The organism is Allostella sp. (assembly GCF_041913585.1).
Taxonomy (GTDB): domain Bacteria; phylum Pseudomonadota; class Alphaproteobacteria; order ATCC43930; family Allostellaceae; genus Allostella.
In genome coordinates this window covers 1-15974 of sequence record NZ_JAYSFE010000046.1, presented here as the reverse complement: position 1 = coordinate 15974, position 15974 = coordinate 1, and the positions used below count along the sequence as shown (strand labels likewise).

General features: G+C 70.1%; 15 protein-coding genes. 9 read left to right on the top strand and 6 right to left on the bottom strand.

Going from position 1 to position 15974, the window contains the following annotated elements; all coding sequences use genetic code 11:
• Positions 1–33 precede the first annotated feature (33 nt).
• Positions 34–507: an N-acetyltransferase family protein gene (locus tag ACE3Q3_RS10975; protein ID WP_374445734.1), complete on the top strand. Its 474-nt coding sequence runs from the start codon at positions 34–36 to the stop codon at positions 505–507.
• On the opposite strand, the gene ACE3Q3_RS10970 is transcribed toward ACE3Q3_RS10975, so the two are convergent.
• Both ACE3Q3_RS10970 and ACE3Q3_RS10965 read right to left on the bottom strand, forming a co-directional pair.
• Positions 489–1556 carry an ABC transporter ATP-binding protein gene (locus ACE3Q3_RS10970; protein WP_374445732.1) on the bottom strand — a complete coding sequence of 356 codons (1068 nt, stop codon included), beginning with the start codon at positions 1554–1556 and terminating at the stop codon, positions 489–491. The two genes, ACE3Q3_RS10975 and ACE3Q3_RS10970, sit on opposite strands and share 19 nt — an antisense overlap.
• Positions 1553–2449, bottom strand: coding sequence for a glycerophosphodiester phosphodiesterase (locus ACE3Q3_RS10965; protein ID WP_374445729.1), 897 nt, complete (start codon positions 2447–2449; stop codon positions 1553–1555). The genes ACE3Q3_RS10970 and ACE3Q3_RS10965 overlap by 4 nt, the downstream gene beginning before the upstream one ends.
• 136 nt (positions 2450–2585) lie before the next feature.
• On the opposite strand from ACE3Q3_RS10965, the gene ACE3Q3_RS10960 reads away from it, so the two are divergent.
• From ACE3Q3_RS10960 to ACE3Q3_RS10940, 5 genes are read left to right on the top strand one after another with little or no spacing between them, the layout of a single operon-like run.
• Positions 2586–3923 (top strand): extracellular solute-binding protein, encoded by a 1338-nt coding sequence (locus ACE3Q3_RS10960; RefSeq protein WP_374445727.1) that lies wholly within the window; start codon positions 2586–2588, stop codon positions 3921–3923.
• Positions 3924–3980: 57 nt separating this feature from the next.
• A complete protein-coding gene (locus tag ACE3Q3_RS10955; protein ID WP_374445725.1) occupies positions 3981–4871 on the top strand; it encodes an ABC transporter permease in 891 nt (296 codons plus the stop codon).
• A 31-nt stretch (positions 4872–4902) separates the two neighbouring features.
• On the top strand, positions 4903–5691 hold the full coding sequence (locus ACE3Q3_RS10950; protein ID WP_374445723.1) for an ABC transporter permease: 789 nt from the start codon (positions 4903–4905) through the stop codon (positions 5689–5691).
• Complete coding sequence (locus tag ACE3Q3_RS10945) at positions 5688–6506, top strand: HAD family hydrolase (RefSeq protein ID WP_374445720.1); 819 nt, start codon at positions 5688–5690, stop codon at positions 6504–6506. The genes ACE3Q3_RS10950 and ACE3Q3_RS10945 overlap by 4 nt, the downstream gene beginning before the upstream one ends.
• Positions 6507–6529: 23 nt before the next feature.
• On the top strand, positions 6530–7591 hold the full coding sequence (locus ACE3Q3_RS10940) for a hypothetical protein (RefSeq protein ID WP_374445719.1): 1062 nt from the start codon (positions 6530–6532) through the stop codon (positions 7589–7591).
• An 18-nt stretch (positions 7592–7609) separates the two neighbouring features.
• Here the strand turns inward: ACE3Q3_RS10940 and ACE3Q3_RS10935 are convergent, their stop codons facing one another.
• Positions 7610–8395 carry a DeoR/GlpR family DNA-binding transcription regulator gene (locus ACE3Q3_RS10935; RefSeq protein WP_374445716.1) on the bottom strand — a complete coding sequence of 262 codons (786 nt, stop codon included), beginning with the start codon at positions 8393–8395 and terminating at the stop codon, positions 7610–7612.
• Positions 8396–8482: 87 nt separating this feature from the next.
• Complete coding sequence (locus ACE3Q3_RS10930) at positions 8483–9544, bottom strand: putative zinc-binding metallopeptidase (RefSeq protein ID WP_374445714.1); 1062 nt, start codon at positions 9542–9544, stop codon at positions 8483–8485.
• A 122-nt stretch (positions 9545–9666) separates the two neighbouring features.
• Here ACE3Q3_RS10930 and ACE3Q3_RS10925 point away from each other — a divergent pair, with 122 nt between their 5' ends.
• Entirely contained in the window at positions 9667–11097 is a 1431-nt protein-coding gene (locus tag ACE3Q3_RS10925; RefSeq protein ID WP_374445712.1) for an aldehyde dehydrogenase family protein, read from the top strand.
• A gap of 62 nt (positions 11098–11159) precedes the next feature.
• Here the strand turns inward: ACE3Q3_RS10925 and ACE3Q3_RS10920 are convergent, their stop codons facing one another.
• The gene (locus ACE3Q3_RS10920; RefSeq protein ID WP_374445709.1) at positions 11160–12134 is read right to left on the bottom strand and encodes a phosphoribosylaminoimidazolesuccinocarboxamide synthase; all 975 of its coding nucleotides are present in this window, start codon (positions 12132–12134) and stop codon (positions 11160–11162) included.
• A 16-nt stretch (positions 12135–12150) separates the two neighbouring features.
• Positions 12151–13170, bottom strand: coding sequence for a TRAP transporter substrate-binding protein (locus ACE3Q3_RS10915; RefSeq protein WP_374445707.1), 1020 nt, complete (start codon positions 13168–13170; stop codon positions 12151–12153).
• A 235-nt stretch (positions 13171–13405) separates the two neighbouring features.
• Between ACE3Q3_RS10915 and ACE3Q3_RS10910 the strand changes: the two genes are divergently transcribed.
• Together ACE3Q3_RS10910 and ACE3Q3_RS10905 are read left to right on the top strand one after the other, a co-directional pair.
• Positions 13406–14848, top strand: a complete 1443-nt coding sequence (locus tag ACE3Q3_RS10910) for an efflux transporter outer membrane subunit (RefSeq protein ID WP_374445705.1) — start codon at positions 13406–13408, stop codon at positions 14846–14848.
• The coding region (locus ACE3Q3_RS10905) for an efflux RND transporter periplasmic adaptor subunit (protein WP_374445702.1) at positions 14845–15974 on the top strand (1130 nt) is incomplete at its 3' end. The genes ACE3Q3_RS10910 and ACE3Q3_RS10905, both read left to right, overlap by 4 nt.

Here is a 15974-nt window from a genome sequence, read left to right as displayed (position 1 = left end):
TGCCTCCGGCTCGGCCGCTGATATGCGGCAGGCATGACCGATGCCATCGTCCGCCGCGCCACCCACGCCGAGATCCCGCGCCTGTTCGAGATCCGGCTCGCGGTCACCGAGAACCCGCTGATCGATCCGAGCCGGGTGACGGCCGCCGACTGCGCCTGGTTCGTCGACCGCTCCGACGTCTGGGTATGGGAGGAGGACGGGACGATTCGCGGCTTCTCGGCCGCCGACCCCCGCGACGGGTCGATCTGGGCGCTGTTCGTCGAACCCGGCCAGGACGGCCGCGGCATCGGCCGGACGCTGCTCCAGGCCGCACTCGGCACGCTGCATCGCGCCGGCCATCGCACGGCGACGCTGACGACCGGCGCCGGAACCCGCGCCGAGGGCTTCTACCGGCGCGCCGGATGGCAGGAGGTTGCGCGAACGGCCCACGATGTCATGTTCCGCCGCTCGATCATGGCGCCGGATTCCGGCCCGGCAACGCGGCCGCACTACCCTGCGACAACGTAGCAGCGCTCCGGATCGAGGCGCACGGCGACGCGATCGCCGGGGCCGCCGGGGCGCGGCCCGGCGATGGTCCGGGTCCGCAGGGTCCAGCCGCCAAGGCGGACATGGTAGTCGATCACCTCCCCGAGATCGACGACCGCGTCCACGGACCCCGCATGGTCGCCGGGTCCGGACTGGTCCGGCGGCAGCAGCGATATCGCCTCCGGTCGGACGCACAGCACCGCGGCGTCGCCCGGTTTCAGTCCATGGCCGCGCCCGGCCAGGCTCAACCCGTCGGCGAGCGAGACCGTCCCCCGGCCCGCTGCCGCGTCCCAGGATTCGATCCGGCCCTCCAGGAAGCTGGCGGTGCCCACGAACTCCGCCACGAAGCGCGACGCCGGATCGCGATAGACCCGGTGCGGCGTGTCGACCTGGATGATCGCACCCTTGTCCATGACGACGATCCGGTCGGAGACGACCATCGCCTCGGCCTGGTCGTGGGTGACATAGAGCGTCGTGATCTTCAGCGATTCCAGCAGCTTGCGGAGCTCGAACCGCATGTATTCGCGCAGCTTCGCGTCGAGGTTGGAGAGCGGCTCGTCGAACAGCAGCACGTCCGGCTCGGTCGCCAGGGCACGGGCGATGGCGATGCGCTGCTGCTGCCCGCCCGACAGTTGCTTGGGCAGGCGATCGCCGGTCCCGGGCAGCTTCACCAGTTCCAGGACGGCGTCGATCTTGCGGTCGATTTCCGCCCGCGGCCGCCGGCGCACCTCGAGGCCGAAGGCGATGTTCTGGCGCACGGTCATGTGCGGGAAGAGCGCGTAGTTCTGGAAGACCATGGCGGCGTTGCGCCGCTCCGGCGGGACGTCGTTGACGAGACGGTCGCCGAACCAGAGGTCGCCCTCGTCCTGCTCGATCAGGCCGGCGACGATGCGCAAGGTCGTGGTCTTGCCGCAGCCGCTGGGGCCGAGCAAGGAGACGATTTCCCCGTCGCCGATCTCGAGCCGGTCGATGCGCGCGGCCGCGGCCGTTCCGTAGCGCTTGACGATGCCCTCCAGCCGGATGCCGGTCATGGCGTGCGCTCCTCTTCCATGCGGGCGAGGTCCGGGCGGTCGGTGATGATCCATCCGACGCCGAGGCGCTGCAGCCGCTTCAAGTCGTCGGCCGCGTTCGGCGTCCAAACGCCCAGACCGACACCTTCCGCGGCGCAGGCCGCGACCACGCCGGCATCGACCGCCTGGAACTGAAGCCCCAGCTGCCGGCCGCCGATCGCCTTCACCCGCTGCGCCGCGGCGGTGGCGCCGGCGGCGCCGCCGACGTCGCTCGCCCGCAGCACGCCCGTCAGGTCGAAGCCGCGGCCGAGTTCCGCCATCACGGCGATCGCACGCCAGTCGAACGCCGTGATGGTCACCCGGTCGCGCATCGACGCCGCATCCAGCGCATCTGCCAGCGTACGGCAGCGCACCCGGAGGTCGGGCGCGTCGGCCGAGAACTTGATCTCGACGATGGCCGCGCAGTCGCTGGGCGCGAGGAGGTCGAGGAGCTCCGCCAGGGTCGGCACGACCTCGCCGTCGGTCCCGGCGAGCCGCAGCCGACGGAGGTCGGCGAGCGACATGTCCGCGACCGCGCCCTGCCCGTCGGTGGTGCGGTCGACGGTGAGGTCGTGGATGACCACCGGGACACCGTCCCGAGTGAAGTGGACGTCGAACTCGACGGCGCGATAGTCGGCGGCGAGCGCCCGGCGGAAGGCGGAGATGCTGTTTTCCACCCACAGGCCGGCGCCGCCGCGATGGGCGACGATGACCGTCCCGTCCCCTGCTCGGTGGCTGCTGCGGCCGTCGATCGAAGCGAGAAGCCCCATCCCTGCCAACATCCCTTCCGGATGACCTGTATTTTTCAGATACGAAAATGCGGGTGTGAACCTCATCCTGTCAATTCGTGCCGTCACTGCGATCGGCGCGGACAACTCTTCCCAGCTACCGCGCGATTTCGCCACCGTCTTTCGCAATGCAATATCAGTTTCGCTTGCGAAAGCCGCGGACCTGTACCTACGCTCGTGTCCGGATGCGTCCCGGAGAACCGGCGGCGCCCGGGAGGGAACCATGGCGAAGATGAAAGACGGCGGATCGCAATCCGAACTCGCGCGTCCGGGATTGGCTCGGCGCGGCTTCATCCAGGCGGCGGGCACGGCCGCGCTCTCGCTGACGGCGCTCGGCCACGTCGCGCGCGAGGCCCGGGCGGCACCGCTCCGGCCCGATCTGACGATGGCGGAGAACGGCAATCCGGCCTGGGCCTATCCGAAATGGTTCCCGTCCTGGGCCGAGATCGAGCAGCAGGGGCGCAAGGAGGGCCAGCTTCTGGTCAGCGCCTGGGGCTCGGCCGAGGCCAAGGAGATGTTCAACAAGCTCTGCGGCCAGTTCGAGAAGAAGTACGGCATCAAGACAGCCTACCGGCACGGCGACTGGTTCGCCGCGCAACAGCAGGTCCTGAACGAGGTGAAGGACAAGAAGGAACAGGGCTCGATCGACGCGATCTTCCTGTGGGGCAAACCGTTCTCGAACCTGCTGCAGGGCGGCGGCGTCTGGGAGGTGCCGATTCTGGACATGCTGCCCAACGCCCGGCGCATCGCCTATCGGCCGGAACTCGGCCGCTTTGTCCACGACATGGTCCCGACGTACGGCTGTTTCGTGCCACAGGTGAACTATCAGAACTGCTTTGTGTACGATAAGAAGAAGTTCAAGAAATCGGACATGCCGCAGACCGTTGATGGCGTCCTCGACTGGGCCAAGAAGAACAAGGGACAGTTCACCTATTGCGACGTCAACAAGGGTGGCAGCGGTCACACCTGGGTGATGATGCTGATCTATGCCCTGACCGGCGGCTACGAGAAGTATGCATTCCGCCCCTTCGACAAGGACGTTGCCGCCAAGGACTGGAAGCCCCTTTGGGACTATCTCAAGGAGCTGGAGCAGTACATGTACCGCCCCGGCACCTACCCGCAGGGCAACAACGCCGTCGCGCAGTTGTTCTCGGCCGAGGAGATCACCTTCTGCCCGAACTGGGACGGCACCATGGCGCAGGAGGTCCGCGGCGGCCGGCTCGATCCGGACCGGCTCGGGGTCTTCGTGCCGGAACCCGGCATCTTCTCGCCCTGCGACGGCTTCACCATCCCGACCAACGCGCCCCACAAGGCGGCGGCACTGCTCTTCCTCGACTACATCCTCTCCGTCGAGGCGCAGATGGAGGTGCCGCGCATCATGGCCTCGTACCCCGTGGTGACCGAGGCGTGGGAGCGGCTGCCCGAGAAGGAGCGCAACGAACCCTGGCACCCGGTCCAGAACCTGCGGCAATGGCGCGACCTCGGCCGGACCGGCGCCCGCCACGGCGAGTACATGTTCCAGATGATGACCGAGTGGGTTGACCGGATCGCCCGCCGCTGAAGCCGGAGACAGGCCCGTGGCCCCGGGGCTGCGGGCCCCATCCCCAGGAAATCGCCCATGGTGCGCCTGAACACCCTCATGCGCCGGCACGGCGACCTGCTCATGGTCGCGCCACTGGCGATCTTTCTCGGCGGCATGGTCCTGGTGCCGCTGGTCATTGCGATCCTGTCATCCGTCGGCCTGACGACGGTGGCCCCAGGTCTGACCGGTGAGTTCACGCTCCAGGGCTTCCGCGACTTCTTCGATCCGGCGAAGCCGAGCCTGGCGGCACTGTGGTTCACTTTCAAGGTAACGACGGCGACGACTGTGATCTCGACCGGGCTCGGGCTGGCGCTGGCGCTCTACATGCGCTTCCGCCGCATCGAGCCCGGCGCGATCTTCTCGTTCCTGGTCAAGATCCCGCTGTTCATGCCCTACCTGGTGACGGCGTTCGTCTTCTGGGTGCTGCTCTATCCCAAGGGCTATATCGGGATCATCCTGCAGAAGCTTCTCGTCGACTATCTCGGGCTCGTCGAGCAGGCACCGGCGCTGGTTTCCGACCCGCTCGGCATCGGGATCATCGTCTGCGGGTCGTGGATGCGGTTTCCCTACGCCTTCGTCATCATTCACGGCCTCCTGCAGATGATCGACCCTGCCTACGAGGAGGCGGCGCGCACGCTCGGCGCCCGCACCGGACGGATCGTCCGGCGCGTCTACCTGCCGCTCGTCGGCTACGGCATCCTGTCCGTGGCGCTGCTGAACTTCCTCGCCCTCTTCATCGCCTTCTCGATCCCCTTCGTGCTGGGGGCGAGCTGGCCGCAGTTCCTGTCGGTGTTCATCTACGTGAACGCCAAGGACCAGGGAAACTGGCTGGCCGGCTACACGACGGCGGTGATCTATGTCGTGGTGGCACTGGTGATTGCCTATTTCTACACGCGCGCCCTCCAGCGGGCGAAAGCCCGTGCGTAGGCGGGCGACGGGTCGCTGGGCAGACCGGGCCGTGATCGGCCTCGTCTCGCTCCTCATCCTGGCACCGGTCGCGGTCGTCTTCCTCTACGCCTTTGCGACCAAGTGGTTTCCGTCGCACTGGTGGTTCCCGCAGGAGTTCGGGACACGCTGGTTCGAACGGCTGCTCGGCCTCGGCAACATCGTCAACGCGATGCTGAACAGCTACCTCATCGCCGCCATCGTGACCGTGGCGACGCTGGTCGTGACGTTTCCCGCCGCCTACGTCTTCGGTGCCCGCACCCGCCGCGACGGCGGCCGGCTCGTCCGCCTCATCGAAGGCTTCTCGAGCGTTCCGCTGGCGTTCCCGACGATCGCAGTCGGCATCGGCCTGTTGCCGGTCTACGCCAAGCTCGGGCTGCTCGCCTCCGTGCCGGGCGTGGTGCTCGCCCACATGGTCATGGCGGTGCCCTACGCGCTGCGCGCCATGGTCGGCGCGTTCGTGATGGTGCCGCCGGAGTACGAGGAGGCGGCGCGCAACCTCGGCGCCGGCCGGTTCTACGTGCTGCGCCGGGTCTACCTGCCGCTGGTCTGGCCGGGCGTCATGGCCGGCGGCATCTTCGCCTTCAGCTGGTCCCTCAACGAGTTCGTGCTCGTCCTGCTCCTCGGCTATCCCAACATCGAGACGATCCCCGTGCAGATCTACCAGTTCGTGGGCGGATACTACCTCCACCCGCAGCAGGCGGCCGCGCTCGGCCTCTTCCTGCTGGTACCGACGCTGGCGCTGATGTTCCTGGTGGAACGCACCGTCCGCGGCTCGTCCGTCGTGCCGGCCGGCGCATGACCGGCCCCACCATGCGTCCCCTGTCGCAGTTTCCGCCGCAGGCCCTGGCGCGGGTGCGCTGCGTGCTGACCGACATCGACGACACCCTGACCAGCGGCGGCCTCCTCCGGCCAAGCGCCTTCGAGGCGATTCACCGGCTCGCCCAGTCCGGCATCCAGGTGGTACCGGTGACCGGTCGCCCGGCCGGCTGGTGCGACCTCATTGCGCGCCAATGGCCGGTCGCGGGGGTCGTCGGGGAGAATGGCGCGCTCTGGTTCCGCCACGATCCCTCCGGGCGGGGGATCGTCCGCGGCTACTGGTTCGACGCCGAGCGCCGCCGCGTCGACCGGGCGCGCCTCGACGCGCTGGCACGGCGGATCGCCCAGGAGATCCCGGGCGCCCGCCCCGCCTCCGACCAGGCCTTCCGCGAGAGCGACCTCGCGATCGACTGGTGCGAGGACGTGGCGCGGCTCGGGCGAGCCGAGGTCGAGCGCGTCGTAGCCCTCGCCGAGGAGGCGGGCGCCACGGTCCGCGTCTCCTCCATCCATGTGAACATCTGGTTCGGCCAGTTCAGCAAGCTCGCAATGACCGAGCGATTTCTTGCCGAGGCGATCGGAGTCGACATGCGCGCCCACCCCGAGACGTTCGTCTTCGTCGGGGATTCCCCCAACGATTCGTCGATGTTCGGGTTCTTCCAGAACTCAGTCGGAGTCGCGAACGTGCTCGCGTTCGCCGGGCGCATCGAGGCGGAGCCGGCCTACGTCACGCCCAGTACCGGGGGCGACGGCTTCGCGGAGTTGGCCGAAGCCCTGCTCGCCGCCCGCAGGCGCGCCTGACCCTCTTCTCCGGGATTCGTATCATGCCCATCCGCACCACCACCATCGGCTCCTATCCGAAACCGGACTATGTGCGCATACCGAACTGGTTCGAGGTCCGCCGCAGCGTCGCCCCGGGCAAGTGGAATCCGACCGAAGCCTACGACCGGTTCCTGGCGGAAGGCGGCGGAGAGGATGGCCCCCTGCTCGACCGGGGCACGCAGGAAGCGGTGCTGGAGCAGGTGTCCTGCGGCATCGACATTCCGACCGACGGCGAGGTGCGGCGCGAGCACTACATCTATCACCAGTGCCGCCGCTTCCCCGGATTCGACTTCGCCAGCCTGACCGCGAAGGCGATGCGCGGCGGGAGCTGGCGTGCGGCGGTGCCGACAATCAACGGGCGCGTATCGCCCGGCCGGCCGGGCATGCCGGACGACTGGCGGGTTGCCCAGGCGGTGACGGACCGACCGGTCAAGATGACGTTGCCCGGGCCGATGACGATCATCGATTCGACCGCGGACGCCCACTATCACGACGACCGCCGCCTTGCCGGCGACCTCGCCGATGCGCTGAACGGCGAAATTCGCGCGTTGGCCGAGGCGGGTTGCCGCTGGATCCAGGTCGACGAGCCGGTTTTCGCCCGTCAGCTCGACCGCGCGCTGGATTTCGGCGTCGAGATGCTGGAGCGCTGCTTTCATGGAGTTCCCGCGTCGACCCGGCGTGCCGTCCACATATGCTGCGGCTACCCGGCTGCCCTCGATCTCGAGGATTTTCCCAAGGCCGACCGTCGCACCTACTTCGATCTCGCGGATGCGCTGGAGGCGACGGCGCTCGACGCGGTGTCGATCGAGGACGCCCATCGCCGCAACGACCTGTCGCTCGTCGATCGGTTCGCGACCAAGACCCTGATCCTCGGCGTGGTCGAGATCGCGCGCACCAGGATCGAGACCGTCGAGGAGATCCGCGCGCGACTCGCCGAGGTTCTCGACCACATCGATGCCGACCGTCTGATCGCGGCTCCCGACTGCGGACTCGTCATGCTCGACCGCAGGATCGCCACGGCGAAGCTGCGCAATCTGTCGGCGGCGGCGCACAGCCTTCCGTAGCGGCCCGACCGCTCGGGGTCAGCCCGGCGCCAGATAGACGGGAATCCCGCGCTCACCCAGGATCCGCGCAATCGTCGGCGGCGGCGGACGATCGGTGAAGAGCGCCGAGATGCCGCCGATATGGCCCACCTTCACCAGGCCCTTGCGATCGAACTTCTGGGCATCGATCGCGAGATGGATCTGCCGCGCGTTGCTGGTGATGGCGCGCGCCGTCGCCGCTGCTTCGAATCCGAACTCGTAGAGCGTGCCGTCGGGACCGACGGCGCCGACGCTGAGCAGGCCGAAATCCGCAGTGAACCGGTCGATGAAGGCGGTCGCCTCCTGCCCCTGGGTGCATTGCTCGTCGAGGCTGACCTGACCACCGGCCAGGAGGATGCGCATGCCGTCGGCACCCCGGAGCGTGGCGACGGCACTGATGTTGTTGGTCACTACCAGGAGGCCGCGGTGCTTCGCGAGTGCCGCCGCGACAGCCTGCATGGTGGTGCCGTAGTGGAGGAACAGCGACGCATGGTCGGGGACGTGCTGGGCGACGAGAGCGGCGATCCGCGCCTTTTCCGCATGGCGCTGCACGCGGCGCTTGGCGAAGGTCGCGTTGTCCTGGGTCGAGACCGGCCCGACCCCGCCATGGTAGCGACGCAGCACGCCCTCGCGGCATAGCCGGTTGACGTCGCTGCGGATCGTCTGCGCCGTCACCTGGAAATGCCGGGCGAGTTCGTCGATCGGGAGGAACCCGCGTGCGCCCGCCATCTCGACGATCTGCCGCTGCCGCGGGCTCGCGGTCAGTTCCGGCGCCTCTGCGTCCATCGCCTCGCTCCGGTTCCGTCTCCGTCGCTCACACCAACGGCATTTGATCCGCGGCCGCAGCCGTCGGCAACGCTGTCGGCGCGCGGATCACCCAGAGGGCTGATGAACCAGCCGGTCGACGAAATCCAGCTTCTCGATCACCGGCGGCGCCAGAACGAAGGGGTAGAGGTCCGGCTGGCCCATGCTGCGGTTGAGGCTGTTGACGGCGAAGGTGAGCGGCAGCCACGCATCGACCAGCCGTTCGGCACCGACCGAGGCGTTGGGATCGAAGTCGATGCGGGCCGCGATCTCCGGCCCGCGGCCGATCCGCGGCTGGATGCGCAGCCCGAAGGCGCGCGCCGTCTCCAGCGTGTCGACGATGTGGAGATAGTGGGCCCAGGTCTCGGCGAAATCCTCCCACGGATGGGCGCTGGCATAGGCGCTGACGAAGCGGTCCTGCCAGTCGGACGGCGGGCCGTCGGCATAGTGCCGGGCGAGCGCCTCGGCATAGTCCACGGACTCGTCGCCGAAGAGCCCGCGGAACTCCGCCTGCACGGCCTGCCCGCCGACGAGGCGGTCCCAGAACCAGTGCCCGACCTCGTGCCGCAGATGGCCGAGGAGGGTACGGTAGGGCTCGCCCATGGCGGCGCGGATGCGCTCGCGCTCGGCGTCGTCGGCCTCTGCGAGATTGATGGTGACGAGGCCGTTGTCGTGCCCGGTCAGCACGCGCGGGCCGTGCGGCTGCGGCGGATCGGCCAGGAAGTCGAAGGCGAGCCCGTTCGCCGGATCGTCGCTGCGGTTGGCGAGCGGCAGGCCGAGTGCCAGCAGCGTGTAGAAGAGCCGGTGCTTGGCGATCTCCAGGCGGCGCCAGCGATCGAGGTTCCGCGGCGCCGAGAGGTCCGGGATGGTGCGGTTGTGGCGGCAGGCGCGACACAGCGCCTCGTCCTGATCGGCCGGCACCAGCCAGTTGCAGGTGCCATGCGCGGCATTGACGCAGTCGCGGTGCCGGCGCTCCGGCGCCGCCAGCACCTGCCAGCCGTCGCCGTCGGGCCGGAGGGCCGACATCGTCCCGAGGTCGGGGAGATAGCCCAGCCGCAGCCCGCAGCCCATGCACCGGTCGTTCTCGAAATAGAGCGGCTGGCCGCAGTTCTGGCATTCGAACAGCTTCATCGCAGCCCCCGAACGCGACCGGGCCGGGTTCGTTCCGGCGGCGCCCGACTGGACGGCGGCGTCGTATCGCATGATATATAGCGCACCCTGTCCCTACCCCCTCCCCACCCAGGATGACCGCCATGTCGCACGCGCTCCAGTTCTATATCGACGGCCAGTGGGTCGACCCGATCGTGCCGGCCACCATCGACGTGATCGACCCCGCCACCGAGGAGCCGTTCACCCGGATCTCGGTCGGCAGCGCCGCCGACGTCGATCGCGCGGTCGCCGCCGCCAAGGCCGCCTTCCCGGCTTTCTCGCGCACCACCAAGGCCGAGCGGGTGGCGCTGCTGCGCCGCATCGTCGAGGTCTACAAGACCCGCCTCGCCGACATCGCCGCCGCCGTCTCGCAGGAGATGGGCGCGCCCAAGCAGCTCGCGACCGACGCCCAGGCGGCGATCGGCTGGCGCCACATCGCCAAGATGGCCGACACCCTGGAGAAGTACGAGTTCAGCGAGCTGCGCGGCTCGACGCTCATCGCCCGCGAGCCGATCGGGGTGTGCGGCATGATCACGCCCTGGAACTGGCCGCTCAACCAGATCGCCTGCAAGGTCGCGCCGGCGATCGCCGCCGGCTGCACCATGGTGCTGAAGCCGTCGGAGATCGCGCCGATCAACGGCATCGTCTTCGCCGAGGTGATGGACGCGGCGGGCGTGCCCAAGGGCGTCTTCAACCTCGTCAACGGCGACGGCCCGACCGTCGGCCAGGCGATCGCCGCCCACCCCGACGTCGATATGGTGTCGTTCACGGGCTCGACCCGCGCCGGCATCCTGGTCGCCAAGGCCGCGGCCGACACGGTGAAGCGTGTCGCACAGGAACTGGGTGGCAAGTCCGCGAACATCCTGCTGCCCGACGTCGACTTCGAGAAGGCGGTCACCAAGGGCGTCGTCAACTGCTTCCGCAACAGCGGCCAGTCGTGCAACGCGCCGACCCGCATGTTCGTCCCCGCCGATCGCCACGACGAGGTGCTGGCGATCGCCAAGCGGGCGGCCGAATCGCACAAGGTCGGCCACCCGCTGGCCGAGGGGACCCAGCTCGGCCCCGTCGTCAGCCAGACCCAGTTCGACAAGATCCAGCGCCTCATCCAGTCCGGCATCGACGAGGGCGCGACGCTGGTCACGGGAGGACCGGGACGGCCGGAGGGCCTGAACCGCGGCTACTACGTCCGCCCGACGATCTTCGGCAACGTCACTCCCGACATGACGATCTCGCGCGAGGAGATCTTCGGGCCGGTGCTCGCCATCCACAAGTACCGGAGCGAGGACGAGGTGGTGCGGCTGGCCAACGACACGGTCTACGGCCTCGCCGCCTACGTCCAGTCGGCCGACCTCGCCAAGGCGCGCGACATCGCGGCGAAGATGCGGGCGGGCAACGTCCACATCAACTACCCGATGGGCGACCTCGGCGCGCCGTTCGGCGGCTACAAGCAGTCCGGCAACGGGCGCGAATATGCCGAGTTCGGCCTCGAGGAGTTCCTCGAGACCAAGGCCGTCATCGGCTACGAAGCCGCCTGAGGCGGATTTCGCCCCCGCCGCCCATCGGCGGCGGGGGCGGACCGCCTTCAGAACGGGCCGCCTCAGAAGAAGCGTGCGAGGTTCGCCCGGATGCGGTCGAGGACCGGCGGCGCGCCGGCCGGCGGAATGCGGAACGTGCGCCCGGTGATCATCTCGTAGGCGCGGATATAGACCTCGGCGGTCCCGGCGACGAGGTCGGCCGGGATCTCCGGGATCGGGTCGTGGTACGGGTCGCAGCGCTGGGCGACCCAGGAGCGGACGAAATCCTTGTCGAAGCTCTCCGGGCGCTCGCCGGCGGCGAAGCGCGCCTGGTAGCTGTCCGCCATCCAGTAGCGGCTGCTGTCCGGCGTGTGGATCTCGTCGGCCAGCACGATCCGCCCGTCCCGGTCGGTCCCGAACTCGTACTTGGTGTCGACCAGGATCAGTCCGCGCCGGGCCGCCATCTCCTGGCCGCGCTGGAAGAGGGCCAGCGCGTACCGCGTCAGCTGGTCCCACTGCGCCGCCGTCAGCAGGCCGCGGCCGACGATCTCGTCCGGCGTCAGCGGCTCGTCGTGGGCGCCGTCCATGGCCTTGCTCGTCGGCGTGATGACCGGCGCCGGCAGACGCTGGTTGTCGCGCATCCCGTCCGGCAGGGTGATCCCGTACATCCGCCGCTGCCCGGCCTTGTAGAGGGTCAGGATCGAGGTGCCGGTGGTGCCCGCGAGATAGTCGCGGACCACGACCTCGACCGGCAGGATGTCGAGCCGCCGGCCGACGACGACGTTCGGGTCGGGATATTCGAGGACGTGGTTGGGACAGATGTCTGCCGTCGCCTCGAACCAGAAGCGCGCCGTCTGGGTCAGCACCTCGCCCTTGAACGGGATGACCGCGAGGATGCGGTCGAAGGCGCTGAGGCGGTCGGTCGCCACCAGGATGCGCCGCCCGTCCGGGAGATCGTAGTTGTCCCGCACCTTGCCGCGGTAGTGGTTGGGCAGCTCCGGGATGGTGGCGTCGGCCAGCACGCGGCCCAGGTTCTCCAGCAGTTCCGAGCGCATCATCGCGGCTCTCCTTCCCCTATTCGCTGTAGGTCCGCGCGATGGCGCGGTACTGGGCCAGTGCGGCGCGCGCGTCGATGCCGCGCTCGCGTCGCGCCCGCAGGATCCAGTCGGTCTCGATCGGACCGAACACCGCCTCGAACTCGAGCTGCATGGCGGCATCGGCGGTGGTGACGATGTTCCCCGCCGCTTCGACGACGCCGCGGGCGCGGCGATCGGCGGTCCGCCAGCCGCGCCCGGCGAGCGCCGACAGCCGCTCGCCCGACACCGACAGCAGCCGCTCCCGGTCGGGGCCGAGGCGGTCCAGCGCGGCGGGGTTCATGACGATGGCGAACGTGCCGTCGTAGAAGGCGACCGGCATCTCCAGCGAATGGCGGGCCACTTCCAGGATGCGGAAGCTCTCCTTGCTCTCCATCGGCAGGAAGGCGCCGTCCGCCCGCCCGTCGACCAGCGCCGCGTAGACCTGCGACGGCCCCAGCGCGATGCCGCGGATGCCGAGCGCGCTGGCGATCCGGGCCGAGACCCCGCCCGGCACCCGGATCCGCATCCCCGCCAGGTCGCCCATCTGGGTGATCGGCTGCTTCAGGTGCAGGACGCCCGCCCCATGCAGCATGACGCCGATCACGGTGACGCCGCGATGTTCGTCCGCGCGGGCCAGCAGGGACTGGTGGATGCGCCAGTAGGCGACGGACGAGGCCACCTGGTCGGCGCCGGTCCCCGGGAGTTCGGCCAGCTGCGGCAAGAGGAAGCGGTCCGGATGGTAGCCGTGGAAGACATAGCCGACGTCGGCACGCCCCGACCGCACCAGTTCGAACTGCTGGTCGGGGGCGGCGAGGTTGTGCTCGATCGCGACCCGGACCCGTCCGTCCGTCACCCGCTCGACCGAGCGCGCCCAGGCCGGGAAGACGGACCGGTTCAGCTCGTGGGCCGGCGGGACCCAGGTGGACAGGCGCAGCACCCGTGGCTCCTGGGCCTGGGCGACGATCGACGACAGCATGGTGAGGCCCGCGGAGACGGCCGCGAGCAATCGCATGGGCATGGGCCGTTCTTGCTTGGCCGGCCCGGCCGGTGTCAACCGCCTCCGGGATCGGGGCGCCGGCTGGTCGACCGTGGCGCGAATTGATATCAACGGCACGCGGGCTGCCGGCCGGCCTCGACGGCGCCGCCGGGCTCCGGCGAGGGCGCCACGAATTCCGCCACAACGTCGCGCAGGATCGTCGGGCGACGACCGTGCAACGCTCTACCGGCCGTGCCACCACCCACAAGGAGCCCGGGTGCCCCCTCCCCCCGCCGCCCCCCTCCTCCGTTCGGCCCGCCTGCCGGCCCTGACCGCGCTGCTGCTCGTCGCAGGCTGCGCCCTCGATGCCAACGTCCGGCCGACGACGGCGCCCGTCCAGGCCCGCTGGGTCGGCGCCGAGGCGCCCAGCCAGCCCCTGCCGGTGGTGCCGGACTGGTGGCGCAGCTTCGAGTCGCTGGAGCTCAACGCGCTGCAGAGCGCCGCCCGCGCCGACAATCTCGAGCTCGCCGCCGCCGTCGCCCGGATCGAGCAGGCGGACGCGCTGGTGCGGACCGCGGGGGCCAACCTGCTGCCCGGCCTCGATCTCGGCGGCAGCGGCGCGCGCAGCCGGTCGGCCGCCGGCGACAGCGGGAACGCGCGCCTCGCCAACCGTTTCGGCCTGACGCTGTCGGCCAGCTACGAGATCGACTTCTGGGGCAGGAACGCCGCGGCCACGCGCTCGGCCGCCTGGGCCGCGGCCGCCAGCCGCTTCGACCGGCAGACGGTGGCGCTCGGCATCGCGGCCAGCGTCGCCAACACCTATTTCGCGATCCTGGCGGCCCAGGACCGCCTGCGGCTGGCGGAGGGCAACCTCGCCATCGCCCAGCGCAGCCTCGACGCCATCCGGGCGCGCACCGCGGTCGGCACCGCCACCGCCCTCGACGTGGCGCAGCAGGAGAACCTGGTGCTGCAGCAGCGCGCCGCCGTGCCGCCGCTGCGCCAGCAGATCCGCCAGAACACCAACGCGCTCGCGGTCCTGACCGGCCGCACGCCGGAAGCGACCGGCATCGACGGCGGCAGCCTCGGCGACGTCGCCATCCCGGCCGTCGCGCCCGGGCTGCCGTCCGACCTGCTGGCGCGGCGGCCCGACATCCGCAATGCCGAGGCGCGGCTCGCCGCGTCCGAGGCGGACGTCGTCGTCGCCCGTGCCGCGCTCTTTCCGCAAGTGCAGCTGACGGCCGACGGCGGCGTGCAGAGCGCCGCCCTGCGCAGCCTGTTCGAGCCGGGCGCCGTCTTCTGGTCGATCGCCGCCGGGCTGACCCAGCCGCTCTTCGACGCGGGCCGGCTGCAGGCCCAGCTCGCCCAGCAGCGGGCCCGCCACGGCGAGCTTCTCGCCGACTACCAGCAGGCCGTGCTCTCGGCCTTCCGCGACGTGGAGGATGCCCTGGCCGCCATCGACCAGACCCAGCAGCAGGAGCGGCTGCAGCAGGCCGTGGTGGCCAATGCCCGGCGCGCCTACGAGATTTCCGAGGCCCGCCTGCGGGAGGGAACGATCGATCTCCTGACCCTGCTGAACACCCAGCAGACGCTGTTCCAGGCGCAGGATGCACTGGCGCAGATCCGCCTCGCCCGGCTCCAGGGCGCGGTCGGCCTGTTCCAGGCGCTGGGCGGCGGCTTCGACCCCGCATCGGTGCCGGTACCGGCGGAGGTGCGGCGATGAGGCGCGCGTTCCGCTGGCTGGTCGGCCTCGCCGTCGTGGCGGCGATCCTCGGCGGCATCGGCTGGGTCCTGATGGGCCAGGCCCCGCCGACCAGTTCGCAGCGCCCGGGCCGCGGCGCCTTCCAGGGTGCCGGCGGGCAGCCGATCCCGGTGCTCGCCGTGGCGGCGCGCACGGCCGACGTGCCGATCCGTCTCGACACCGTCGGCACCATCCAGGCCCTGAACACGGTGACCGTGCGCCCGCAGGTGGACGGCCAGCTGATCTGGATCGGCTTCCGCGAGGGGCAGGACGTGAAGAAGGGCGACCTGCTGGCCCAGATCGATCCCGCGATCTACAAGGCCGCCCTCGACCAGGCGATCGCCAAGAAGGCGCAGGACCAGGCCAACCTCGCCAATGCCCGCGTCGACCTCGACCGCTATGTCCGCCTCGCCCGCACCGACTATGCGACCAAGCAGCAGGCCGACACCCAGCGCGCGCTCGTGCAGCAGCTCGAAGCCCTCGTGCGCTCCGACCAGGCGGCGATCGACAACGCCCGGACGCAGCTCGACCACACCACCATCACCGCGCCGATCGACGGCCGCACCGGCCTGCGCCTCGTCGACGAGGGCAACCTCGTCGGCGCCTCAACCACGGGCGGCATCGTCGTCATCACCCAGGTCCAGCCGATCGCCGGCCTCTTCACCCTGCCGCAGCAGTTCCTGCGCCAGGTGAACGCCGCGGTCGCCGCCGGCCCCGTCCCCGCCGAGGCGATCGATTCCGACAACCGCACCGTCCTCGACCGGGGCACGCTCGAGGTGGTCGACAACCAGGTCGATCCCACCACCGGCACGGTGAAGATGAAGGCGGTCTTCCCCAACGCCCAGCGCCAGCTGTGGCCCGGACAGTTCGTCAACGTCCGGCTCCAGGTCGGCCTCCGCCGGGGTGCGATCGTGGTGCCGTCGGCGGCCGTCCAGCGCGGCCCGAGCGGCACCATCGTCTATCAGGTGCAGGAGGGCGAGACGGTCGCCCTCAAGCCGGTCACCGTGGTCCAGCAGGACGAGACCCAGGCGGTGATCGGCGAGGGGCTGGCGGCCGGCGAGCGCGTCGTCACCTCCGGCTTCACGCGGCTCACCGCCGGCAGCAAGGT